The sequence below is a fragment of the Pigmentiphaga daeguensis genome (assembly GCF_039523035.1).
In the GTDB taxonomy this organism is placed as follows: domain Bacteria; phylum Pseudomonadota; class Gammaproteobacteria; order Burkholderiales; family Burkholderiaceae_B; genus Pigmentiphaga; species Pigmentiphaga daeguensis.
In genome coordinates this window covers 133,136-155,955 of the sequence record NZ_BAAAEN010000008.1, presented here as the reverse complement: position 1 = coordinate 155,955, position 22,820 = coordinate 133,136, and the positions used below count along the sequence as shown (strand labels likewise).

Below are 22,820 nucleotides of genomic sequence, written 5' to 3'. Positions count from 1 at the left end.
AACCGGGTCGGTTCAGGCCCCTTCGCCCGGCGCCGACGACGGTGCCTGGCCCAGGGGCTTGCCGCCAGGCCCGTCCATGAAGCTCTGCCAGGGCTCGGGAGCGGCCTGGCCGGCCCCGGGCTTGCCGTAGTCGCATACGCCGTGCGGGAATACCGCCTGCAAGCGCGCCCACTGTCCGCTGCTGAAGGCCACCGCGAAATCGGCCCGCGCCAGCGGTTTGAGCGCGCACTTCATGATGTCGCTGGCCAACCCCTCTCCCGCCGCGACGCGGGTATCGCGGAACACCGGCCACTCGTCCACGCCCGGGCTGTAGACTTCTGCCGCGCCCGCCCCCGACACGCTCGAGGCGGAGGTCGGATCGGCGCCGGTGTTGCAGTAGTCGGAATCGGTGCTCCACGCGGCCACGTCGGCCCGCCAGCACGCATCCACCGCGATGGCCGGCTTGTTGGCGATGATCTTCTCGCGCAGCGTCTTGCCCGAGGTATCGGCCTCGACCTTGCCCAGCCATTCGTTCATCGCGTCGAAGCGGCGCGCGTTGTAGTCGGGCGGCGTGGACTTATAGCGCCAGATGACGTGGTTCGCGTAGTCCCCGTGTTCGCGCAGGATGCGGTTGCGGATCACGTAGCCGCGGAAATCGTAGTGCTCCTCCCGCACGTTGAAGCTGATGGACTGGATGATGGCCACCTCGCCCAGGCGCTGGCCGTGCGCGACCCTGCCCGACCGGTGCGCGATTTCCGCCGCGCCGGGGTCGGCCGCCATCCGCGCGGGCTGCCACTGGCCATTGATGTCGTAGCCGCCCACCTGTTCGTTCAGCATCACGAACTGCTCGGGCGAGATCTTGCCGCTGTTGACCGCCCGGAAGCCGTAAAGAATGCCGATGTTGTCGATCGGGGACTTGGCGTAGCCGGTCGCGTCCCGCGGCCCGAATACCGCGATATTGAAATCCTGCAGCGTGCAGCGGATGCCCGTGGTATTGCCGGGCGACCAGACGTTCCAGTGCGTTCCGCAACCCGCTCCGCCCACGGTGGGATCGAGATAGAACGGCGTGCGCGAAGCCATGTTGGTGTTGGCCGGCCCTTCGCACACCTGATCGTAGACGTGGCCGTTGACATGGGCCTTCTCCATGATGGTGAACGGGAACCCGGCAGCCTTGCGTGCATCGTAGAACCGCTTGAGCAGTCCGCAGTCGGCGAATTCCCGGCCGGTGGTCCAGGTGTCCTGCCATCCGTCCGCCGGCAGCAGTCCCTGCAGCAGGCCGGGATAGTTCGAAGCATGCAGGTGCTGCTGGTGCGCGCCGCCCGAGCTGCCGTCGGCCATGGTGTAGCGGATCTCGCCGTAGTTCTCGGTGATGTATTCCTTGAGCATCATCACCGTCTCGGCCGACGTGACGTCGTTGCAATGCGTGCCGTACTGCGTCATCTCGGACGACGCGACCATGAACCCCCGGCTCAGGGCCACGTCGTCCAGCACGCTGCCCGGATTGCCCTGGGTGCGGCTGTACTCGCAGCCCGATCCGAACTTCCAGTGCAGCTTGCCGTTCCACGAGTCGGGCCGGGCATACGGCGTCCAGCCCTTGGTCGGATCGGCAGGGTTGGCCAGGTAGGCGATGTCGTACTTGCCGCGATTGATCACACCGCGCTCGATGCGGACGATATACGGCACGGTCTTGCCTTCATCGGTCGTCACGCTGGCGATCTGCGCCGATGCCGGCGGGTTGGCGGGATCATAGACGGCGAACTGTCCGGCCTTGGTCCGGTACTGGTAGCGGAACACCGGCGCGGCGATATTGCACTGGTCGTCGAGCGGATTGCCCAGATCGGGATTGGTCGGCGTCGGCGCCGCGACCTTGGTCGTGCACTCCCAATAGCCGACCTGCGCGCCGGAAATGACGGGGCCGCCATTCGGATGGTTCCTGATCCCCAGATGGGCGGTGGCGCCGTCGTCCGTCCGCGCGACCAGCATATTGTCGCCGTTGGCCAGCCCTTCCACCCGCCCCATGTAGCGGCCGTTCCCGCGCACCGCGAACGCGCCGGTCACGTCCTTGCCGTTGAGCAGCATGCGGATCTGCTCGAAACGCGTGGTGGATCCCTCGGGAACCTTGACTTCGACCAGTGCCTGTCCGCCGGACACCAGGTCGGCCCGGTTCCCCAGCACCGATATTCGCAGGCTCGCTGCGCCCGGGGCCGGCGGTTCCCCATCGCCGGACGTTCCTCCGTCCCCGCCGCCGCAGCCCGCCAGCAGCACTGCCAGCGACAGGCCGGTCAGCGTGAATGATGCCCTTTTCATTGAAGTCTCCTCATCATCGTTAGCGTTGTCGTGTCACCCACAGCGACCGGATAGTAAGATTTGTCAATCATCGAGGGCATCGCTTTTTTTTGATGGAGTGATCGAATATGCAGATAACCGATCTGAATCTCTCCACGCGCCAGGTCCGCGCATTCACGGCCCTGGCCGAGCACAGGAACTTCACCCGCGCCGCCGAGCAATGCCATCTGTCCCAATCGGCGTTCAGCAGCCTGATCCGCACGCTGGAAGACTCGCTGGGCGTGCGCCTGTTCGATCGGGACACGCGCCGCGTCGAGCTGACGCCCGAAGGCCGGCTGTTCCTGGGAGGCGCCACGCGCGTGCTGGCCAGCCTGCGCGATGCGCTCGAGGACCTGGGCGAGCACGCCGCCGGCCGGCGCGGCCGTGCCGGCGTCGCCGCGCTGCCTTCGCTGGCGGCAGGCTGGATGCCTGGCGTGCTGGCGGCGTTCCACCAGGAATATCCCGGCATCCAGGTGGACGTCGCGGACGTCCTGTCCGAAAGCTGCATAGAGTTCGTGCGCGGCGGCCGGGCCGACTTCGCGCTGGCCTCGATGCGTTCCGTCGGGCCGGACCTGCAGGCGGACCCGTTCTGCCGCGATGGCTTCTACCTTGTCTGCCGCAAGGACCACCCCCTGTCACGCCGGCGCCGGCTGACGCTCGCGGCGCTCAGCGGCGAACCCTTCATCCACCTCGCCCAGGACAGCAGCGTGCGCCAGCATATCGAGGCGGCCATCCATCCGGCCAGGATGAACGGCATGATGGAACTGGACCAGTTGAGCACCGTGGCCGGCATGGTGCGGGCCGGCCTGGGCATCACCGTCGTGCCGGCATTGACGCTGTTCCACTTCGACAGCGACGACCTGACCGCGCTGCCGGTCGAGACCCCGGGACTGACGCGGGAGGTATTCGTCATCCGGCGCCGCGACCGCAGCCTGTCCATAGGCGCGCAGGCGCTGCTCGCCTTCATGATGCAGCGCCGGCCGCAGCCGGGGGAACGGCGCGCGAGCCGGCGCGGAACCGCTCTTGCGCGGACCCGGGGCCGGTAATCGGTTTCTTCAATCAGTCATCCCAAATAATCCATTTCCCGGAATATTGCACGCGCCTTTATCGTCTCGCTCATCCGCGGGTCCCGGATCCGGATCCGCTTCCACCACCATGACCGGGTGTGCATGCATTCATCTTCTACGTCCGCTGCGTCCAGCCTGCACATCGGCGCCGGCGCGGGCTTTTCCGGAGACCGCTGGGATGCCGCCGTCCCCGTGGTACGTACCCTGCTGGCGCACGACGGCCCTCGCGCCCTGATCTTCGAAACCCTGGCCGAACGCACCCTGGCGCTGGCGCAATTGCAGCGCAGGCAGAACCCCGACTCGGGCTGGGAACCGTCCCTGGAGCACTTCGTCGCCCCCGTCCTGGCCGATTGCGTGCATGGCGCCATCCCCATCATCGGCAACTTCGGCGCGGCCAACCCCCGCGGCGCGGCGCGGCAACTGCAACGGCTGGCCGCTTCCCTCGGACTGCCGGCGCTGCGCGTGGCCATCGTCAACGGCGACGACCTGCTGACCGCGCTTACCCCCGACCAGATGCGCGCACTGCTCGACCAATCGTCGATCGAGCGTCCCCTGGTCAGCGCGAACGCCTACCTGGGCGCCCGTGAAATCGCCGCGGCGCTGCGGGCCGGCGCCCAGGTGGTGGTCACCGGCCGGGTCGCGGATCCCGCCCTGGCGCTCGGCCCCATGCTCGCCCATTTCGGCTGGCCCGAGGACGACTGGGATCGCCTGGCCGCGGGGACCATGGCCGGACACATCCTTGAATGCGGCGGCCAGGTATGCGGCGGCTATTTCGCCGATCCCGGCTTCAAGGACGTGCCCGACCTGGCCGGACTCGGCTTTCCCATCATCGAGATGCACGAGGACGGGCGCTTCGTCGTCACGAAGGCCGCGAACACCGGCGGCTGCGTGGATCGCCGGACCGTCGTCGAGCAATTGCTGTACGAGATCCACGACCCCGGCGCCTACCTGACGCCCGACGTGGTGGCCGACATCACCGAGGCCGAAGTGCGCGAGGTCGGCATCGACCGGGTGGAGATCACCGGCGTGCGGGGCCACCCCCGGCCCGCCACCCTCAAGGCCACGCTTTGCCACGAGGGTCCGTGGCTGGCGGAAGGGGAAATCTCGTATGCCGGCCCCAATGCGGCCGCGCGCGCGGCGCTGGCGGCCGACGTCGTGCGCAAGCGCCTGCATGCGCTCGGCCTGGGCGGCCTGAGGGTCCGTGCCGACTTCATCGGCGTCGCCAGCGTGTTCGGCGACGACGAGGGCCGCTGGACGGCCGCGGCGGGCGTCCCGGCCTCGCCGGTGGAGGACCTGCGGCTGCGCATCGCGGCGGCGGCCGCCACCCGCCAGGACGCCGAACGGGTCGCGCGCGAGGTGCTGGCCCTGTATACCTGCGGGCCGGCCGGCGGCGGCGGCGTGCGCACGACCGTCACGCCCCGGCTGGGCAGCGGCTCGTGCCTGGTGCCGCGCGAATGGCTGGCGCCGACCTGGGAGTTCGCCGCATGAAAGACGCCATGAACTCCCGCACCGTGCTCCTGCACAGACTGGCCCACGCCCGCACCGGCGACAAAGGCAATCGCGCCTCCATCAGCGTCATCGCCTACGACCCCGCCGACTGGCCGCTGCTGGTCGAGCAGGTCACCGAGGCCCGCGTGGCCGGCCTCTTTGCTTCGCGCGCGCCGACCCGGGTCAGGCGCTACCTGCTGCCGCGCCTGGCGGCGATGAACTTCGTGCTGGACGACGTGCTGGACGGCGGCGTCAACGACTCGCTGAACCTCGACACGCACGGGAAGACGCTTTCCAGCCTGCTACTGACGCTTCCCATTTCCATCAACAACAAGGAGGAGACATCATGAACACCCATCGTCGCCGGCAGCTTGCCGTGCTCGGCCTGGCCTTGCTTGGCGCATCCGCCGCCAGCGCCCAGAGCTTTCCCGACAGGCCCATCACCTTCGTCGTGCCCTTCGCCGCCGCCAGCGCCACCGACCAGATCGCGCGGGCGCTGGGCCAGGCCGTCTCCGAGGCGACCGGGCAGCCGGTGGTGATCGAGAACAAACCGGGCGCCAACTCCTTCATCGGCGCCCAGGCCGTGGCCCGCGCCAAGAACGACGGCTACACGGTGCTCATCACCACCAACACCACCCATGCCGCCAACGAACACTTGTTCAAGAAGCTGCCCTACGACCCCGTCAAGGACTTCGAGCCGGTAACCCTGCTCGGCAAGGGCGGGCAGATCATGGTCGTGCCGCCCAGCCTGCCGGTCAACAACGTGAAGGAATTCATCGCGCTGGCGAAGGCCCAGGCCGGCAAGCTGTCGTTCGGCTACGGAAGCTCGTCCAGCCGGGTGGCCGGAGAGCTCTTCAAGCAATCGACGGGGACGGAAATCGTATCGGTGCCCTACCGCAGCAATCCCATGGGCGTCACCGACCTGCTCGGCGGCCAGATCCAGGTCATGTGGACCGACATGACGACCGGACTGCCCCAGGCCAAGAGCGGCAACCTGAAGGCGCTGGGCGTCACCACCTCCACGCGCAGCCCGCTCGCGCCCGACGTGCCGACCATCGCGGAATCGGGCGTGCCCGGGTATGAATCGACCTACTGGTTCGCGGCCTACGTGCCGGCCGGCACCTCCGACGCGATCGTGAACCGCCTGAACCAGTTGCTGGTGACCGCGGCCAGGACGCCGACAGCGGCGAAGTTCTACGGACCGACCGGCACCGAACTGGTGACCAGCACGCCCGACGAGCTGCGCCGCTTCCAGGCAGCCGAATCGCAGAAATGGGCGCAGATCATCGCCAAGGCGGGCATCCAGAAAGAGTGATGCACGCGCGCCTCGGACCAGGCTGCCGCCTTACAGCAGCGGCAGCTTGTCCTCGTCGTCCCGCGGCCGAATCCCTTCGGGCAGTTCGTTGAGCCGCGGCGCGGGCGGCAGGCCCGTCACTTCCAGGATCTCCTTCTCGTCCAGCGTTTCCCGCTCCAGCAGCGCCCGCACCAGCGCATCCAGCTGGCCGCGATGCTCGCGCAGGAGGCCCAGGGCGCGGTCGTGGCAACCGTGGATGATCTTCTGGACCTCATCGTCCACGGTCCGGGCCGTTTCCTCGCTGTACGGCAGGCTGCCGCCCGCGGCGCCCAGGTAGGGATTCTGGCGCGGCGCCAGTTGCACCATGCCGAGCCGGTCGCTCATGCCCCAGCGCATGACCATGTTGCGCGCCAGGTTCGACGCCTGCTCGATGTCGCTTTCGGCGCCGGTGGTGCGAGTGCCGTAGACGACCTCCTCGGCCGCCCGGCCGCCCAGCATGCCCACGATGCGAGCCAGCAGATAGGCTTCGGGATAGTTGTAGCGGTCGGTCTGCGGGCGCTGGTAGGTCACGCCCAGGGCCTGGCCGCGCGGCACGATGGTGACCCGGTGCACCGGATCGGCGCCCGGCACCAGCAGCCCCAGGATGGCGTGGCCGCCCTCGTGGTAGGCGATCCGCTCGCGGTCGGCATGGCTCAGGATCAGCGGCCGCTCGGGGCCCAGCACGATCTTCTCGAGCGCGTCGTTGAAGTCCTTCTGGTGCACCTGCTCCTGGTCGCGGCGGGCCGCCAGCAGGGCCGCCTCGTTCACCAGGTTCTTCAGGTCGGCGCCCGACAGGCCGGGTGTGGTCGAAGCCAGTTCCGGCAGATCCACGTCGGCCGCCAGCGGCGTCTTGCGCGTATGGACCTTCAGGATGGCCTCGCGGCCGTTCTTGTCCGGCAGGTTGACCACCACGCGCCGGTCGAAGCGGCCCGGCCGCAGCAAGGCCTTGTCCAGCACGTCGGGCTGGTTGGTGGCTGCCAGCACGATGACGCCCTCGCGTCCCGAAAACCCGTCCATCTCGGTCAGGATCTGGTTCAGGGTCTGTTCCTGCTCGCTGGACCCGCCTATCGCGACCTGGCCGCGCGCGCGGCCGATGGAGTCTATCTCGTCGATGAAGATGATGGATGGCGCCTGCTCGCGGGCCTGCTTGAACAGGTCGCGCACCCGGGCGGCGCCCACGCCCACGATCATCTCGACGAACTCGGCCGCGCTCATGGAGAAGAACGGCACGCCGGCCTCGCCCGCCACGGCCTTGGCCAGCAGGGTCTTGCCGGTGCCCGGCGCGCCCACCAGCAGCACGCCCTTGGGGGCGGAACCGCCCAGGCGCGTGTACTTGGCGGGGTTCTTCAGGAAATCGACCACCTCGACCAGTTCGTTCTCGGCTTCGTCGATGCCGGCCACGTCCTCGAAGGTGACCTTCTCTCCCCCTTCCAGGTCATAGCGGCGCGCCTTGCTCTTGCCCAGCCCGAACATGCTGCCGCCCATGCCGCCCTGCCGCGCGGCGCGCCGGTACAGCCAGACGTAGAAGGCGATGATGAAGATGGCCGGCCCGAAGCCGAAGATCAGCGTCGTCAGCCAGTTGCCGCTCTGGATGGGCTCGGCGCTGATCTCGACCTTGTGGTCGATCAGGAACTGCTCGAAGCCCGGCCCCACGAACACGGGCAGCGTGCTTTCGAAGGTGGTGGACGTGCGTGGCTGCTGGGCCCGCGCGCCGGCCTTGGCGGGGGCCTCGGTGGCGGCGGTCGGCCAGGTGACGGCCTTGACGAAGCGGCCCTCGATGCGCTCGCCCTGGCTGTAGATGGCGGTGACGTTGCCCTTGGCGACCTCTTCCTTGAAGACCGTGTAGGGCACGGTGATGGGCGCGTCGGCGCCGCCGCCCGACAGGTAGCGCGCCAGGAAGTAGTTGACCAGCAGCACGGCCAGGAAGATCAGCCACATCCGGCGCGGCGGCATGGACATCTGATTGCCCGCGTTGCGGCCATCGGGCAGTCCGCCCCTGGCCGGGGTGTTCGCGGATTTCTTCGGCTCCTGCTGGCTCGGCCACTTCATGGCGTCCCCTCCCTGTGTCGATCGGCTGCCGCCAAGCATACTCCTCCGGTACGATCTTCCTTGCGTACCCGCGCCTCGGCGACGATCACGTCGCGAAAGGCCTGCACCGCCGGCGCGGCCGGCTGCCCGCGGCGCCAGATGAGGCCGACCTGCCGCCCCAGCACGGGCTCGACCAGGTCCACGCTGGCCAGGCCCCGGCCCGCCGACCCGGACAGCGCGTGCTTGGGGACCGCGCCCACGCCCACCCCGGCCTGGATCAGGCTCAGCAGCGCCGGCACGTGCAGCACCTCGCCTATCCATTTGGGACGCGTGGCCAGATGGGCCAGCCCCTGGTCGATCAACAGGCGGTTGCCGCCGCCGGCGGCCAGGCCGATGCACTCGACGTCGGCCAGTTCTTCCCAGCGCATGCGCCGGCGCCGGGCCAGCGGATGATCCGGCCGGCAGGCCAGCACGAAAGGCTCGCTCGCCAGTTCCTCGAACTCCAGGTCGGGTTCGCGCGTACCGAGGTAGCTGATGCCGAAATCGGCGTCCGAACGCGAGACCGACAGCAGGACGTCGGGTGCCGGCTGGTCCAGTACCCGCAGCCGGATGCGCGGGAAACGGGCGTGGAAAATGCTGGCGGCCCGGGCGACGAAGTTGTCCACGGCCGACGGGATGCAGGCCACGGTGACCAGCCCGCGGATGCGTTCGGACAGCTCGGTCATGCCCAGCAGCGCGCCCTCGAGTTCGGACAGCACGTGCTGGGCGCGCGGCAGGAACGACCGCCCCATGGCGTTGAGCTCGACCTTGCGGGTGCTGCGCTCGAACAGCCGCATGCCCAGCGCTTGCTCCAGCTTGTCGACCCGCCGCGACAGCGCCGGCTGGGACACGTGCAGGGCCTGCGCCGCGGCGCGGAAGCTGGCCAGTTGCGCCACCGTCACGAAGGCCCGCAGGTCCGACAGATCGAAATTCATACGATTACCGTATCAATTGAAAGGATTTTTGCAATTTACAGCAAGAGCGGGATGGATGAGGATGCCGGCAAGGCACCGATGAGTGCCTTGCAGAACATTTCCGGAGGCATTACCCATGAAGCGACGCTTCATACTCCTGGCCGGCGCAGCCGCGACGGCCGGCGCGCTGGCATCCACCTCGGCCCGGGCCGACGATGCCTGGCCCCAGCGCCCGATCACGCTCGTGGTCCCCTTCGCCGCCGGCGGCGGCACCGACAGCATCGCCCGCGACATCGCCAGGCAGATGAGCGATCAGTTGCGCCAGCCCGTGGTCGTGGAAAACCGTGGTGGCGGCGGCGGCTCCATGGGCGCCAACGCGGTCGCCAAGGCGCGGCCCGACGGCTATACCGTGCTGTTCGCGACCTCGACCTTCGCCACCAACGCGGCCTTCGAGCCCAGGCTGCCGTACGATCCGGAGCGCGACTTCGCCCCGGTCGCCATGATCGGCCGCGGCCCGCTGCTGCTGGTGACCAGCAAGCAGCTCGGCGCCGCCACCGTGCCGCAACTGCTGGCCGCCGCGCGTGGCCGCGCCGAAGGCCTGAACTTCTGCTCGGCCGGTCCCGGCAGCATCAACCACCTGGCCGGCGAACTGTTCCGCCAGCAGACCGGAGCGGCCATGACCCACGTGCCGTTCAAGGGCAGCGCCCCCGCCAGCATGGAACTGCTGGCCGGACGCGTGGACGTGTTCTTCGCGACGGTGCCGACCATCCTGCCCCACGTCAAGGAAAACAAACTGAACCTGCTGGCCGTGACCAGCGACAAGCGCTCGGCCCTGTTTCCCGAGGTTCCCACCCTGGCCGAGGCGGGGGTAAAAGGCTATGACGTGACCACCTGGTGGGGCGTCCTGGCCCCGGCCGGAACAAAGCCCGCCGTGGTGCGGGCGCTGAACAAGGCGGTGATCGCCGCGGCCGCGGCCGCGCCCGTGCAGGAGCGGCTGCGCCACGAAGGCGCGACGCCGCTGGCGCTCAGCCCCGCGGCCTTCGGCGAGGAACTGCGCAAGGAACTGGCGCTGTGGCGCGGCGTCGTCGCCAAGCCCGGCATGCAGTTGCAATGACCGGACCGGCCAACACAATCATTACGAGACATCATCCATGACCGCTTTCTCCTCCCTGTCCCGCCGCGAATTCGTGCGGCTCGGCGCGGCCGGCGCCATGCTGGCGGCCAGCGGCGCCGGCCGCGCCGCCGGAACCTATCCGACCAAGCCCGTCACGGTCATCGTCCCCTACGCCCCGGGCGGCCAGGGCGACGTGTTCGCGCGGCTGTTGTCCCAGGACCTCGGGCAAGCCCTGGGCCAATCGGTCATCGTCGAGAACCGGCCCGGCGCGAGCGGCGCGCTGGGCACCCGGCAGGTCGTGCGCGCCGAGCCCGACGGCCATACGCTGCTGCTGGGCCAGACCGGCGAAATCGCCATCAACGGCTTCGCCATGAAGAACCCGGGCTACGACGCGCTCAAGGACTTGCGCGCGATCGCCCTGGTCGGCAACGCCCCGCTGGTGCTCGCCGTTCCGCAGAATTCGCCCTACGGCAGCGTCGAGGCGCTGCTGCAGGCCGCGCGCGAGAAGCCCGGCAGCGTCGCCTATGCGTCCTCGGGCACCGCCACGCCGGGCCACCTGGCGGCAGCCGCGATGGCCGCCCGCTCGAAGGTCGACATGACCCATATTCCATACAAGGGCGCGGGCCAGGCGATCTCGGACCTCATCGGCGGACAGGTGCAGTGCTTCTTCGCCAGCGCCTCGTCGATCATGCCGCACATCAAGGGCGGACGCGTGCGCGCGCTGGCCGTCTCGTCGCTGGAACCGGTCGCGGCGCTGGCGGGCGTGCCGACCGTCGCGCAGACCCTGCCCGGCTTCGAATTCAGCCTGTGGGGCGGCTATTTCGCGCCGGCCGCAACAAAGCCCGCGATCATCGAGCTGCTGGCCGGGCACATCAACCGCATCGCCCAGAAACCCGAACTGCGCGGCCGCTTCGAAGCGGAAGGCAGCGCCGTCGATCCCATGACACCCGAGCGCTTCGGCAAGTTCGTGCGCGCGGAAATGGACAAGTACGCGGCCCTGGTCAAGAGTACCCGGGCACGCATCGACTGACCCACGCATCCCACCCTTTCCTTCCCGGCTGGATCATCATGAAAATCATCGTACTTCCCGGCGACGGCATCGGCCCCGAGACCATGGCCGCTACCGTCGAGGTGCTGCGCGCAGCGTCGCAGCGCTTCGGTTTCGAGCTTTCCCTGGAACACGACGTCGCGGGCCACGACAGCCTGCGGCGCCATGGCGCCACGGTCACCCCGGCGCTGCTGGACAAGGTCCGCGCCGCCGACGGCCTGATGCTGGGCCCGATGGCGACCTTCGACTTCAAGGACGAAAGCAAGGGCGAGATCAACCCGTCGATGTTCTTCCGCAAGGAACTCGACCTGTATGCCAACATCCGGCCCTCGCGCACCTGGCAAGGCGTGCCGCACAAGGTCGACGCCTTCGACCTCGTGGTCGTGCGCGAGAACACCGAGGGCTTCTACGCCGACCGCAACATCGCCTCGGGCGGCAGCGAGATGCTGATCACCGAGGACGTGGTCGTGTCCCTGCGCCGCATCACGCGCCCGTGCTGCGCCCGCATCGCCCGCGCCGCCTTCGAGCTGGCGCGCGCGCGGCGCAAGCACGTCAGCATCGTCCACAAGGCCAACGTGCTCAAGATCGGCGATGGCATGTTCATCGACGAATGCCACAAGGTCGCCCGGAACTTCCCCGACGTGACCGTGGACGACTTCATCGTCGATGCGATGATGGCGCACGTGGTCCGCGCCCCGCAGCGCTTCGACGTGATCGTCACCACCAACATGTTCGGCGACATCCTGTCGGACCTGACCGCCGAACTGTCCGGCAGCCTGGGGCTGGGCGGCTCGCTCAACATGGGTGCGCGCTACGCGATGGGCCAGGCGGCCCATGGTTCGGCGCCCGACATCGCGGGCCAGGACATCGCCAATCCGTTCTCGCTGATCCTGTCGGCCGGCCAGTTGCTGGACTGGCATGGCCGCCGCACCGGCCAGCCCGCCTACGTGGCCGCTGCCGACGCCATCGCGCGCACCGCCGCCACCGTCGTCGAGGCCGGCGAATCCACGCGCGACGTGGGCGGCAACCTCGGCACCGCCGCGACCGGCCGCGCTTTCGCCAAGCGGCTGCTGGAGGCCTAGGCATGGCCGCCACCGCAGCCGATATCCGGGCCGCCCTGCCGGCCCTGGCGTGCGATTGCCATACGCACGTGATCGGCGCCGCCGCGTCCTATCCCATGGCCGCCGACCGCCACTACACGCCGGGCCCGGCCCCGACCGCCCGATTGCGCCACCACCTGGAACAGACCGGGATGGCGCGCGTGGTCATCGTGCAGCCCAGCGTCTACGGCACCGACAACCGCTGCCTGCTCGACGCGCTGGCGGACATGGACGGACGGGCGCGCGGCATCGCGGTGATCGATGCCGGATCCACGCCCGGACAGTTGCGTTCGCTGCACGACGGCGGCGTGCGGGGCGTGCGCGTCAACCTGGAAAGCGCCGGCCTGCACGACATCGGCGCGGCGGAACGGGCGCTTGCCGGCGTCGCCGCGCAGGTGGCCGGCCTGGGCTGGCATGTGCAGCTGTATGCCGCCCATGGCGTGATCGCGGCGCTGGCATCCCGGCTGGCCGCGCTGCCCTGCCCCGTGGTCCTGGACCACTTCGCCATGGCGCCCTGGTCTCCCGAGGCCGCCGCGCCCCTGGTCGACCTGCTGCGCTCGGGACGCGTGCACCTGAAGCTGTCGGCGCCCTATCGGCTGGCGGACCCCGACGATGCCGCCCGCTGGGCCCAGGCGCTGTGCCGGGAGGTCCCATCGGCCCTGCTATGGGGCAGCGACTGGCCGCATACCGCCCGCGCGCCCGGCAAGGCGGCGCACGAGGTCAGCCCCTACCGCCCGATCGGTCCCGACCGCTTGCTGGATGATCTGGCGCGGTGGCTGCCGAGCCCCGAATTGCGGCAGGCGGTCCTGGCGGACAATCCCGACCGCCTGTATTGGCGCTGACGCCGCCATCCCGCATGGCCTGGCGGATCAGCGCCGCGTTCATGCGCAGCCGCTCGTCGCCGGGCGCCATCCGCGCGGCCTCCTCGGCGTGGGCCAACGCCTCGCTGCCGCGCCCCAACCGCCAACAGGCGATGGCCGCGAGATCGTGCGGCAGCGCGCCATGGCATATCGGATCGCTCATGTAGCCGTCGGGCTCGCCGGACAGCGACAGCGCCCGGATCGCCGCCGCGCGGCACTCGGCCCATTCGCCGCGCCGGTAGCGGATGTCGGCCAGCGTGACCCACGGTTCGCGGCGCTCCGGGCACTCGGCCGCCGCACGCAAGGCCCAGGCCAGGCCGTCGCGTCCCTGCAGCATGTCGCACTTGGCCAGGTACAACATGCCGGCCGACCGCTCCGGCCGGAAAGGATTGCCCGGCAGGGCAAGGTAGCGCTCGAACTCGCGCGCGGCCTCCTCGCAGCGTCCGGCGTGGAACAGCTCGCGCGCATGATAGTGCGCCATGCGCGGATCGTGGGGCTCCTCGGCCGCCGCCGCGGCCAGCAGCGGCAGATAGGAGGCGCGCGGCTTGGCCCGGCCGGGATGGTGCTCCACGCGCACGCCGGGCGCCAGCACGCCCCGTTCGACGATGCGGTCCGGATAGATACCTTCGTGGCAGGCGTGGCGCCACCGGTAGCCGTGGCGGGCATGGATGCGGTTGTTCAGGAAGCGTATCGCCGGGCTGCCGTCCGCATGGAAGGCGGCCACGAATTCGTAGTGCGCGCGCGTGGTGCCCGGCGCCCAGGCGGCCTCCAGGGCCCGTCGCCAGCCCGGGCACAGGATCTCGTCCAGGTCCAGCGACACGCACACGTCCACATCCCCTGGCACCAGCGCCAGCGCGGCGTTGCGGGCATCGTCGAAGCGCCAGGGCTCGATGGACAAGCGATGCACGCATGCGCCCAGGGCTTCCAGGCGCTCGATGCCGCCATCGGCCGACCCCGTGTCCGCGACCACCACCGCGTCGGCCTGCGCGCAGGACGCCATGAAGCGTTCGGCATGGGCCGCCTCGTCGCGGCAGATGGCGTAGACGGCGATCTTCAGGACTTGCCCGCCGCGGCCAGCTGGACCTCGACACGATCGATGTTCTCGCGATGCGCGGCCAGCATCGCCAGCAGATCGTCCTGGATGCCGGCCTCCTTGACCTTGGGCACCAGGGCCTCCAGCTTCCTGACCACCCAGGCCTGCCCGCGATTCAGGAACGCCATCCGCGCGGGCAGGTCGGCGATGGCCATGGCCTTGCCATGGAAGGCCCCCGTGCGCGAGCCGGGCTTGGCGTCCAGCGACTTGATGGCGGCGATCAGCATGCCGCACCACTTCACTTCGTCCTGCCGGATGGTTTCCATCAGCGCGCGCTCGGCCGGATCGCGCAATTGCGCCACGGTTTCCTCGGCCACGCGGGCCCCGGCCCGCTCGGCCTCCAGCAATTCGTCCAGCGCCGCCAGCAATTCCTCGCGCGAGAGCTGGCCCATGTACGCGGCGTCGGCCTGCTCGGCATAGCACACCGGCGATGCGCGGTCGGATTCGGGCTGCATTGATTTCTCCAGGATGGTCGGTCAGGCGGCGCCGGGGCCCGCGTCGCCGGGCTTGCGGACCAGCGTGACCAGCAGCGTGGTGTCGGCCAGCGCCCGCACCGCGTGCGGCTCCTGGCCGAGCAGCGCGACCAGCTGGCCGGGGCGCAGCCCACAGCTGCCGTGCGGCGTGGTGACGAGGGCTTCGCCGGCCAGGCATTGGATGGTCAGTTCGCCGGGCACGTGATGCTCCGGCAATTCGTGCCCCGCGGGAAGCACCAGCTGCATGAGCTGCAGACCGTCCGTGCGGAGCAGGCTGCTGCTTGCATGCGTGCCGCGCTGTTCGTCGCTGGCATGCAGGTCGATCGCTTCGAGCGGACTTGCGTGTCTGAGGGCCATGATCGCACCGACTGAACCGATGGGCGCTCCAGTCTCCAGGCCGAGCGCGTTGCCTTGTCGTACCTGTCTTTATACGCCAGTCCGGCGGCGGCCGCATGGTGCGGCGCCGCCGGCCGGTTCCACGCCCGGGCTACTTGTAGGCGTCGACCACCGCGTCGTACAGATTGGTCTTGACCAGTTGGTCGATGGTCAGCACGCCGTAGTTGGTCTTGGCGTCGTTATCATAGAAATCATAATCGGCCTGCACGGTCTGGATCTGCTTGACGATGCCCCCCGGTCCCACGGCCCGCCCGCGCTCGCTGGATTCCCGCTGGAAAATCCCCGCTGTCGTCAGCGGTATTGGGATTACCCTCCATAAGATTCATTTAGCATACATCTTCAAACCGGACGCCCACCTACGGAGCCGGCCCATGGCCATCCTGCTGGAAGTCGAAGAACCCGTCCCCTCCCCTCCACCGCCCCCGCAGTGGCTGGCTTTCCTGGAACTCGGTTTCCGGCCCCTGTACCTGGCGGGTTGCCTGTGGGCGGCCATTTCCATCCTGCTCTGGGTATTTGCGCCGCGGACGCTGGCCGGACCGCTCGGTGGCGTGGCCTGGCATGCCCATGAGATGCTCTGGGGCTTCATCGCCACCATCGCCGTCGGCTTTCTGTTCACCGCCGGCGCCAACTGGACCGGCATCAATCCGCTGCGCGGCAAGGCCCTGGGCGGACTGACGACCCTGTGGCTGCTGGCGCGGGCCGGCTATCTGGTGCCCGGCAGCGCGGGATTCTGGGTTGCCGCGTGCAGCGAGACCGCGTTCTTCGCCATCGCCGCCGTGGCCCTGGGCCGCTCCATCTATCCGGCGCGTAGCCGGCGCAACTACGGCATACCGGTGCTCGTCCTTGCTCTGGGCGCGGCGAACGTCCTCTACCTCCATACGGTCCTGCGGGGCGACTACGCCCTGCTGCTGGCACGCTTCAACCTCGGGTTGCTGTGCATGGCGGTGATCGCGCTGCTGGTGGCGCGGCGCGTGATTCCCTTCTTCGCGATGCGTGCCGTGGCCGGCCTGGACATTCCCATGCATACACGCAGCGGCCAGTGGCAGCTCGGCGCCGGCCTGCTGGCGATCACGCTCCTGCTGGCGGGCTGGATGCCGGGGGCGGGCCTGGCTCTTGCTGCCACCGGCATGCTGACCTGCTGGCAACTGCTGGCGTGGCGGCCCTGGGCGGTGCGGCGCGTGCCGCTGCTGTGGATCCTGTACGCGGGCTACGCCGCGCTGGGCACCGGCCTGCTGGTGGCCGCGGCGCACGCGGCGGGCTGGGTCCCGCGCCTGGCCTGGCCGGCGCACGTCATCGGCGCGGCGGGCTTTGCCGTGCTGATCATCGGCATGGTCACCCGCACGGCGCTGGGCCACCTCGGCCTGCCCTTGCGCACCGACCGCAGCATGGTGGCTGCCTACGTGCTGGTGATCGCGGCGGCGGCGCTGCGCCTGGCCGCCCTGCTGCCCACGGTCTGGACGACGGGCATCCTGCACGCATCGGCGGTGGCCTGGATCCTGGGGTTCGCGCTGTATGTGTGGCGCTTCTTCCCGCTGCTGATCCGTCCGCGTTTCGATCCACATTCCTGAAGGAGAACCTGATGAAGATCCTGCACACCGCCCCGGCGCTGCTGCTGGCCGCCACGCTGGCCAGCCCCGCCTTCGCCGCCACCTGCAACGTGGACATCGCGGGCAACGACGCCATGAAGTTCGACAAGACCAGCATCGACGTGCCGCAGAGCTGCAAGCAGTTCACGGTCAAGCTCACGCATACCGGCAAGCTGCCCCGGAACTCCATGGGCCACAACTGGGTGCTGAGCAAGGCCGCGGACGTGCAGGGCATCGCGGCCGACGGCATTCCCGCGGGGCTGGACAAGAACTACCTCAAGCCGGGCGATCCGCGCGTGATCGCGCATACGAAGGTGGTGGGCGGCGGCGAATCCGACTCCGTCACCTTCGATACGAGCAAGCTCAAGGCGGGGGAAAACTACGCGTTCTTCTGCTCGTTCCCGGGGCATGCGGCGCTGATGAAGGGCACGGTGGCGGTGACGAAATAGGCGCCGGGGGTTCATGCGGGCCTCCCCCTGCAAATTCAGGCATATCAGCTTTGACGCGAGCGCGGATAGCCCGCGCGCATCGCATTGCCTACAGTGCGCGTACACGGTGCCCGCGCCACGCGCGGGCACCAGATCAACGATAACCGGCCACCGGGCGCTTCCGAAGCCCGCCGGACACGAGACAAGGAACCCCACGTGATCGATCAACGACGACGCGTCCTCACGCTTGGCGCCATGGCGCTCCCCCTGGCCACGGCCATGTTTCCGGTGCGCGCGGCCGACAAGTTCCCCTCGCGCCCCATCCGCATCATCGTGCCGTTGGCGCCGGGCGGCTCCGCGGACACGGTATGCCGCCTGCTTGGGAACGGCCTGACCAAGATCCTGGGCCAGCCGGTGATCGTCGAGAATCGCCCGGGCGCGGGCGGCCTGACCGGGCTGTCCGAAGTCGCCCGGTCGGCGCCCGACGGCTACACCCTGGGCTATTCGCTGGCCGGCGCGCTGACCGTGGCGCCGCATATCGCGCGCAAGATGCCCTACGATCCGTTCAAGGACCTGGTCCCGGTGTCGCAGGTCATCGGCGTACCCGAGATCATCGTCGTCAACCCCCGAACCGGCATCAAGACCCTGGGCGAACTGGTGTCCTACGCCAAGGCCAATCCTGGCAAGCTCAACTTCGGGTCTGCCGGCAACGCCACCATTCCCCACCTGGCCGGCGAACTGTTCAAGCGCGTGGCCGGGGTCGAGATGGTGCACGTGCCCTACCGCGGCTCGGGTCCGGCGCTCAACGATCTGTTGGCCGGCCAGGTCCAGGTCATGGTGTCGGGCATCACGCTGGTACGCTCGCACATCGAAGCCGGCCGCCTTACCGGCCTGGCCGTGGCGGGTCCGCGCCGTGTCGACCAGCTACCCAATTTGCCGACCACCGCCGAGGCTGGCGTGCCGGCCATGCAGGTTTCCAACTGGCACGGCCTGGTGGCGCCGGCTGGCCTGCCCCCGGCCCTGCTGGACGGGTTGCACCACGGCATCGCGAAGGCCATGGCCCTGCCCGAAGTCAAGGATCGCATCGATTCGGAAGGCGCGGAAATCGTGGCCAGCAGCTCCGCCGAATTCGGGGCCTTCCTGAAGAAGGAAAGCGACAAATGGGGCGGCCTGGTGAAGGAGCTGGGCATACAGTGGGACTGAACGTTCCCGGCCATGGGTCCGCCGGCTGCCGGGTCGAGGCCGGGCGCATCCGGGGTCGAGGCCGGGCGGGGTAGACGAGCGATTCGGTCCGCACGAATCGAGGCTGCTATCATGCGCAAGGCGGCGGACATCCATCCGGCCGCCAAGCGCGCCTCGGCTTTGCAGCCAGCCCAGCGGATGGGGCGATGAATCCCCCGTTAGCCCGCATCCATACTAGAAATCGCCTCGCCCGATGAAGCTCGCCACCTGGAACATCAACTCCCTCAACGTGCGCCTGCCGCAGGTCATCGCCTATCTGCAGGCCAATCCGGTCGATGCCCTGTGCCTGCAGGAGCTCAAGCTTCCCGACGACAAGTTCCCCGTCGCGGCCCTGGAGGAAATCGGCTATCACGCCGTCTTCACCGGCCAGAAGACCTACAACGGGGTTGCCATCCTGACCCGCCAGCCGGTCAAGGACGTGGCCAAGAACATCGACGGGTTCGAGGACACCCAGCAGCGCGTCATCGCCGCCACGCTGGATACCCCGGCCGGCGAACTGCGCGTCGTCAGCGCCTATTGCCCCAACGGCCAGTCGGTGGGAAGCGACAAATACGAATACAAGCTGAAATGGTTCGCCGCCTTCCGCGAAGGACTGCAGAAGGAACTGGCCCGCTACCCGCGCCTGGCGGTGCTGGGCGACTACAACGTCGCGCCGGATGATCGCGACGTGCATGATCCGGTCAAGTGGGAAGGCAGCGTGCTGGTGTCCGAACCCGAGCGCGCCGCGTTCCGCTCGCTGCTGGACGTGGGCCTGCACGATGCCTTCCGGCTGTTCGAGCAGCCGCCCAAGTCCTTCAGCTGGTGGGACTACCGGCAACTCGGCTTCCGCCGCAATGCCGGCCTGCGCATCGACCACATCCTGCTGTCCGACACCCTGAAGGCCGTGTGCAGCGAGTGCGTGATCGAGCGCGAGATCCGCAAGAACGAACAGCCGTCGGACCACGCGCCGGTGGTGGCGACGCTGGAAATCTAGGGCCTGTCACTCCGCCAGCGCGCAGGCCTGGCGGCGCAGGTCGGCCGCCGCCTCCAGTGTTCCATCGTGGCGCATGCGGATGGCCTTGGCCGACCCGAAGTAGAACTCGTGCAGGGAATCCTCTTCCACCGGCACGCCGGCCTCGCGCAGCCGCTGCGCCACGCCCGGCTCGAAGCCGGGTTCGAGCAGGATGTCGCCGCCGCGCGTGATGCTCCAGCGCGGCGCATCGATGGCCTGGGCCAGCGGCAGGTTCTCGAAGCAGGCATGGGCGATGACCTGCACGCCGGTCGTGGTCTGGCTCACGCCGCCCGGCGACACGCCCAGCATGGCCGGCCTGCCGCCTTCCATCACGATGTAGGGGTTCAGCGTATGGACCGGCCGCTTGCCCGGGCCCAGCACGTTGGGGCTGGCCGGATCGAGATCGAATTCGATCAGGCGGTTATTCAACAGGATGCCCGTTTCCGGATCCACGCAGCCGCTGCCGAAGGGCTGGAACACGCTTTGCAGCATGGCCAGCGCGTTGCCCTGCCCGTCCGCCAGCACGATGCCGGCGGTGTCGCCGGGATCGCGCGCGCCCGATGGCGTCCCGCCCGCCACGCTGGCCAGGCGCCGCGCGACCTGCCCAGGGTCCAGGGTGGCGGGCCACGGCGCGGCCGGGTCGGCCACCTTGCGCTGGAAGGTTTCCAGGCATAGCCGCGCGATCTGGATCTGCGCATAGGCGCGCTGGCCTTCGGGCTCGTCCAGGTACGGCGCCAGCGCATCGAGCTGGGCCAGCATCAACACCCCCAGGGAATTCGGCGGCATGACATGGATGTGCCTGTCCCGCACGGACAGGCTGACCGGTGGCGCCCAGCCGGCCCGCTGCGCCAGCATGTCATCCATGCGCAGCAGGCCTCCTTGCGCGCGCGAAAAGGCGTCCAGGCTGCGGGCGATGGGTCCCTGGTAGAAAGCGTCGGCGCCATCGCGCGCGATGCGTTTCAAGGTATCGGCCAGGGCGGGCTGGCGCAGGAGGTCCCCTGGCGCCAGCGGCCGGCCGTCGGGCACGAACAGGGAGCCGAAGCCGGGCTGGCGGACCACGGCCGGCCTGGCGCTCCTGAGGTTGCGATGAATCTCGCTGGAGCACCCGATGCCGTCCGCGGCGTGGCGCACGGCGTCCGCCAGCAGCGAGGCCCAGGGCAATCGCCCATGGCGCCGGTGCGCCTCGTCCCACAGGCGCACGAGTCCGGGCGCCACCCAGGTCGATGGTCCGCGCGGACCGATGACGCCGTCGGCGAAGACACCCGGACTGGCCAGTCCGGGCGCCCGGCCCGTGCCGTTCAGGGCCTGGACCGTGCCCGAGGCCGCGTCGTGATAAAGCATCATGCCGCAGCCGCCCAGCGAGGTCGCATGTGGCAAGGCGACGGCCAGGACGGCCGATGCCGAGATCATGGCATCGACCAGCGAGCCGCCTGCCTGCAAGGTATCCAGCGCGCTCTGGCTGGCCAGGTGATGGCCGGTGACGATGGCGCGGCGCCGGCCGAACACGGCCGCACGGGGAACGGGCCTGGTCATCCGGTCACCGCAGCAGGTTGGCGCAGAAGGTGCCGACGAAGCAACCCACCCCGCAGGCGATGGGCAGCCACCAGCCTTGCCAGCGTCCCGCGGCCGGCGAAGCGGCGGCTGCCGCGGGCGCGGCATGGACGCTGGCCGCGACCCCGGTTGCCGGCGCGGCCGTCCGCGCCCCGCCGCCCGACAATTCGCGCTGCACGTTCGCGAAGAACTGCTCCGAGAACTTGCGTGCGGCGCCGTCTATCATCCGCGCGCCCAGCTGGGCGACCTTGCCGGTCACCTCGGTCTCGGCGCGATAGGCCAGCAAGGTACCGCCGGCGATGTCCTCCAGCGTCACGGCCACGCTGCCGGCGGCGGCGCCGGCCACGCCGGCCGAGCCCTGGCCCGTCAGCGTGAAGCGCTCCTGCTGCGCCTGCACCGCGCGGGCGAAGGCCACCTCGAAGTTGGCGCGTATGGGCCCCACGCCCGCCGAGATCGTGGCCCGGTAGCCGCCGTCGTCGGTGCGGCTGATGGCGCGGCAGTCGGGAATCGTCCGGCGCAGGAAGTCCAGGTCGTCCAGCGCCTCCCAGACCCGGGCGCGCGGCGCCGCCAGCGTCTTGGTGCCGTCTATGATCATGGCCGTGCTTCCCCCATCATGTCTATGCCGGCCTGCGCCAGGCCGCGATCGGCCACGCGCATGCGTTCGTTCAGGCACTTGAACTGGCCGAAGCTCCAGGCCACCAGCGGCCGCGCGAAATCCAGCGAGGTCGGCCACTGGCGCGTGAACCAATCGTAGCGCACGGCCCAGGCCTGCGTGCGATCGCTGATGAAGCGCACGCGCTGCTCCCAGGCCGACACCGCGGCGGCGACGTCGTCGGCGTCGGCCACCAGGTGCGCCAGCGCGTAGGCGTTCATCAGCGTCAGGCCCGCCCCCTGCCCCAGCGTCGGCGGCAGGCCATGGGCGGCGTCGCCCAGGATGGCGATGTTGCCGGCGCTCCACCTCGGACACTTGACCAGGCCGTAATGGTATTGCGTGCCCTCGGCCCGGTGCAGCACGGGCATCAGGTCGGCGATCCTGGGAAAGCGCCGGCTCCAGTCCCCGACGTCGATGGGAAAGCGCGCCGCCGTGGCGTCCCAGGCCGGGGCGACCATGTAGACGTAGGTATGGTCCGGTCCCGAGGGCGTCACGCCTATGCGCCGGTTGCCCGACCAGTGCTCCACGGTCTTGGGCTGGGGCGTGAAGGCGCGGCCTTCGATCAGATAGCGGTTGATGATGGTCGGCAGCTCGGTGAAGCCCCCGCCCATCTTCAGCGAATTGCGCACCGCCGAATGCACGCCGTCGGCCGCGATGACCAGGTCGGCCTCGTGCAGCCCGCCGTCGGCGGTCAGCAGGCCCTTGCCGGGCAGCGCGCCGGTTACCCGCGAGCCGGTCACGATGTTCACGCCGGCCTCGAGCGCGGCGTCGCGCAGTCCCTCGATCAGCACCTGCCGGGCGAAGGTATGGACGCGGGACTTGTCCCGCAACGGCCGCTCCTGCTTGACCGTGCCGTCGGCGAACTGGATCTGCGCCCGCTCGAGTACCGTGCCCTGGCCGCGGATGCGGTCCAGCACGCCCAGCTTCTCCAGCACCTCCAGGCTGTTGTTCTTGATATAGATGCCCGCCCCCACTTCGCGGATCTCGGATCCCTGCTCGTGGACGTTGACTTCCCAGCCGCGGCGCGCGAACAGCGCGCCGGCGCTCAGGCCGGCGATGCCGCCCCCGGCGATTTCTACTTTGCGTTTCATACCCGATACCCGAAGAAAATGT

The 22,820-nt window shown here is 69.4% G+C and carries 21 protein-coding genes; 12 read left to right on the top strand and 9 right to left on the bottom strand.

The features are described from left to right. Positions 1-12: 12 nt before the first annotated feature. Complete coding sequence (locus tag ABD104_RS12805; RefSeq protein ID WP_087839503.1) at positions 13-2,286, bottom strand: DUF6351 family protein; 2,274 nt, start codon at positions 2,284-2,286, stop codon at positions 13-15. A gap of 107 nt (positions 2,287-2,393) precedes the next feature. On the opposite strand from ABD104_RS12805, the gene ABD104_RS12800 reads away from it, so the two are divergent. The 4 genes from ABD104_RS12800 to ABD104_RS12785 all read left to right on the top strand — a co-directional run bounded on the left by ABD104_RS12800 (position 2,394) and on the right by ABD104_RS12785 (position 6,174). Then, positions 2,394-3,350, top strand: coding sequence for a LysR family transcriptional regulator (locus ABD104_RS12800; protein ID WP_243724616.1), 957 nt, complete (start codon positions 2,394-2,396; stop codon positions 3,348-3,350). Positions 3,351-3,473: 123 nt separating this feature from the next. Further along, positions 3,474-4,859, top strand: coding sequence for an acyclic terpene utilization AtuA family protein (locus tag ABD104_RS12795; RefSeq protein WP_087839502.1), 1,386 nt, complete (start codon positions 3,474-3,476; stop codon positions 4,857-4,859). Positions 4,860-4,867: 8 nt separating this feature from the next. Next, the gene (locus tag ABD104_RS12790; RefSeq protein ID WP_087839501.1) at positions 4,868-5,209 is read left to right on the top strand and encodes an AtuA-related protein; all 342 of its coding nucleotides are present in this window, start codon (positions 4,868-4,870) and stop codon (positions 5,207-5,209) included. Continuing rightward, complete coding sequence (locus ABD104_RS12785) at positions 5,206-6,174, top strand: Bug family tripartite tricarboxylate transporter substrate binding protein (RefSeq protein WP_087839500.1); 969 nt, start codon at positions 5,206-5,208, stop codon at positions 6,172-6,174. The genes ABD104_RS12790 and ABD104_RS12785 overlap by 4 nt, the downstream gene beginning before the upstream one ends. A 30-nt stretch (positions 6,175-6,204) precedes the next feature. Here the strand turns inward: ABD104_RS12785 and ftsH are convergent, their stop codons facing one another. Further along, positions 6,205-8,241 carry an ATP-dependent zinc metalloprotease FtsH gene (gene ftsH, locus ABD104_RS12780; RefSeq protein WP_243724568.1) on the bottom strand — a complete coding sequence of 679 codons (2,037 nt, stop codon included), beginning with the start codon at positions 8,239-8,241 and terminating at the stop codon, positions 6,205-6,207. Beyond that, the gene (locus tag ABD104_RS12775) at positions 8,238-9,194 is read right to left on the bottom strand and encodes a LysR family transcriptional regulator (protein ID WP_087839498.1); all 957 of its coding nucleotides are present in this window, start codon (positions 9,192-9,194) and stop codon (positions 8,238-8,240) included. The genes ftsH and ABD104_RS12775 overlap by 4 nt, the downstream gene beginning before the upstream one ends. Positions 9,195-9,309: 115 nt before the next feature. Here ABD104_RS12775 and ABD104_RS12770 point away from each other — a divergent pair, with 115 nt between their 5' ends. Genes ABD104_RS12770 through ABD104_RS12755 form a run of 4 tightly spaced genes read left to right on the top strand, consistent with a single transcriptional unit; the run spans position 9,310 to position 13,277 of the window. Beyond that, positions 9,310-10,287 carry a tripartite tricarboxylate transporter substrate binding protein gene (locus ABD104_RS12770; protein ID WP_087839497.1) on the top strand — a complete coding sequence of 326 codons (978 nt, stop codon included), beginning with the start codon at positions 9,310-9,312 and terminating at the stop codon, positions 10,285-10,287. A gap of 37 nt (positions 10,288-10,324) precedes the next feature. Then, positions 10,325-11,317 carry a Bug family tripartite tricarboxylate transporter substrate binding protein gene (locus tag ABD104_RS12765; protein ID WP_087839496.1) on the top strand — a complete coding sequence of 331 codons (993 nt, stop codon included), beginning with the start codon at positions 10,325-10,327 and terminating at the stop codon, positions 11,315-11,317. Between the two features lie 38 nt (positions 11,318-11,355). Beyond that, the gene (locus ABD104_RS12760; RefSeq protein WP_279817603.1) at positions 11,356-12,417 is read left to right on the top strand and encodes an isocitrate/isopropylmalate dehydrogenase family protein; all 1,062 of its coding nucleotides are present in this window, start codon (positions 11,356-11,358) and stop codon (positions 12,415-12,417) included. 2 nt (positions 12,418-12,419) lie between these two features. Beyond that, the gene (locus ABD104_RS12755) at positions 12,420-13,277 is read left to right on the top strand and encodes an amidohydrolase family protein (RefSeq protein ID WP_243724567.1); all 858 of its coding nucleotides are present in this window, start codon (positions 12,420-12,422) and stop codon (positions 13,275-13,277) included. Between the two features lie 1,071 nt (positions 13,278-14,348). Here ABD104_RS12755 and ABD104_RS12750 read toward each other — a convergent pair. The 3 genes from ABD104_RS12750 to ABD104_RS12740 all read right to left on the bottom strand — a co-directional run bounded on the left by ABD104_RS12750 (position 14,349) and on the right by ABD104_RS12740 (position 15,501). Next, positions 14,349-14,843 carry a DUF6306 domain-containing protein gene (locus ABD104_RS12750; RefSeq protein WP_087839494.1) on the bottom strand — a complete coding sequence of 165 codons (495 nt, stop codon included), beginning with the start codon at positions 14,841-14,843 and terminating at the stop codon, positions 14,349-14,351. 21 nt (positions 14,844-14,864) lie between these two features. Then, positions 14,865-15,218, bottom strand: a complete 354-nt coding sequence (locus ABD104_RS12745; RefSeq protein WP_087839493.1) for a cupin domain-containing protein — start codon at positions 15,216-15,218, stop codon at positions 14,865-14,867. A gap of 130 nt (positions 15,219-15,348) precedes the next feature. After that, complete coding sequence (locus tag ABD104_RS12740; protein ID WP_279817606.1) at positions 15,349-15,501, bottom strand: hypothetical protein; 153 nt, start codon at positions 15,499-15,501, stop codon at positions 15,349-15,351. 127 nt (positions 15,502-15,628) lie between these two features. On the opposite strand from ABD104_RS12740, the gene ABD104_RS12735 reads away from it, so the two are divergent. The 4 genes from ABD104_RS12735 to xth all read left to right on the top strand — a co-directional run bounded on the left by ABD104_RS12735 (position 15,629) and on the right by xth (position 19,486). Next, complete coding sequence (locus tag ABD104_RS12735) at positions 15,629-16,825, top strand: NnrS family protein (RefSeq protein ID WP_087839490.1); 1,197 nt, start codon at positions 15,629-15,631, stop codon at positions 16,823-16,825. 11 nt (positions 16,826-16,836) lie between these two features. After that, positions 16,837-17,292, top strand: a complete 456-nt coding sequence (azu, locus tag ABD104_RS12730) for an azurin (RefSeq protein ID WP_087839489.1) — start codon at positions 16,837-16,839, stop codon at positions 17,290-17,292. A gap of 195 nt (positions 17,293-17,487) precedes the next feature. Next, the gene (locus tag ABD104_RS12725; RefSeq protein WP_343927626.1) at positions 17,488-18,474 is read left to right on the top strand and encodes a Bug family tripartite tricarboxylate transporter substrate binding protein; all 987 of its coding nucleotides are present in this window, start codon (positions 17,488-17,490) and stop codon (positions 18,472-18,474) included. A gap of 232 nt (positions 18,475-18,706) precedes the next feature. After that, positions 18,707-19,486, top strand: coding sequence for an exodeoxyribonuclease III (xth, locus tag ABD104_RS12720; RefSeq protein ID WP_087839487.1), 780 nt, complete (start codon positions 18,707-18,709; stop codon positions 19,484-19,486). Positions 19,487-19,492: 6 nt separating this feature from the next. On the opposite strand, the gene ABD104_RS12715 is transcribed toward xth, so the two are convergent. Genes ABD104_RS12715 through ABD104_RS12705 form a run of 3 tightly spaced genes read right to left on the bottom strand, consistent with a single transcriptional unit; the run spans position 19,493 to position 22,798 of the window. Then, positions 19,493-21,037, bottom strand: a complete 1,545-nt coding sequence (locus ABD104_RS12715; protein ID WP_279817612.1) for a gamma-glutamyltransferase family protein — start codon at positions 21,035-21,037, stop codon at positions 19,493-19,495. 4 nt (positions 21,038-21,041) lie between these two features. Then, positions 21,042-21,650, bottom strand: coding sequence for an SRPBCC family protein (locus tag ABD104_RS12710; protein ID WP_343927625.1), 609 nt, complete (start codon positions 21,648-21,650; stop codon positions 21,042-21,044). After that, complete coding sequence (locus ABD104_RS12705) at positions 21,647-22,798, bottom strand: FAD-dependent oxidoreductase (protein WP_087839484.1); 1,152 nt, start codon at positions 22,796-22,798, stop codon at positions 21,647-21,649. Before ABD104_RS12705 ends, ABD104_RS12710 begins: the two co-directional genes overlap by 4 nt. Between the last annotated feature and the right edge of the window lie 22 nt (positions 22,799-22,820).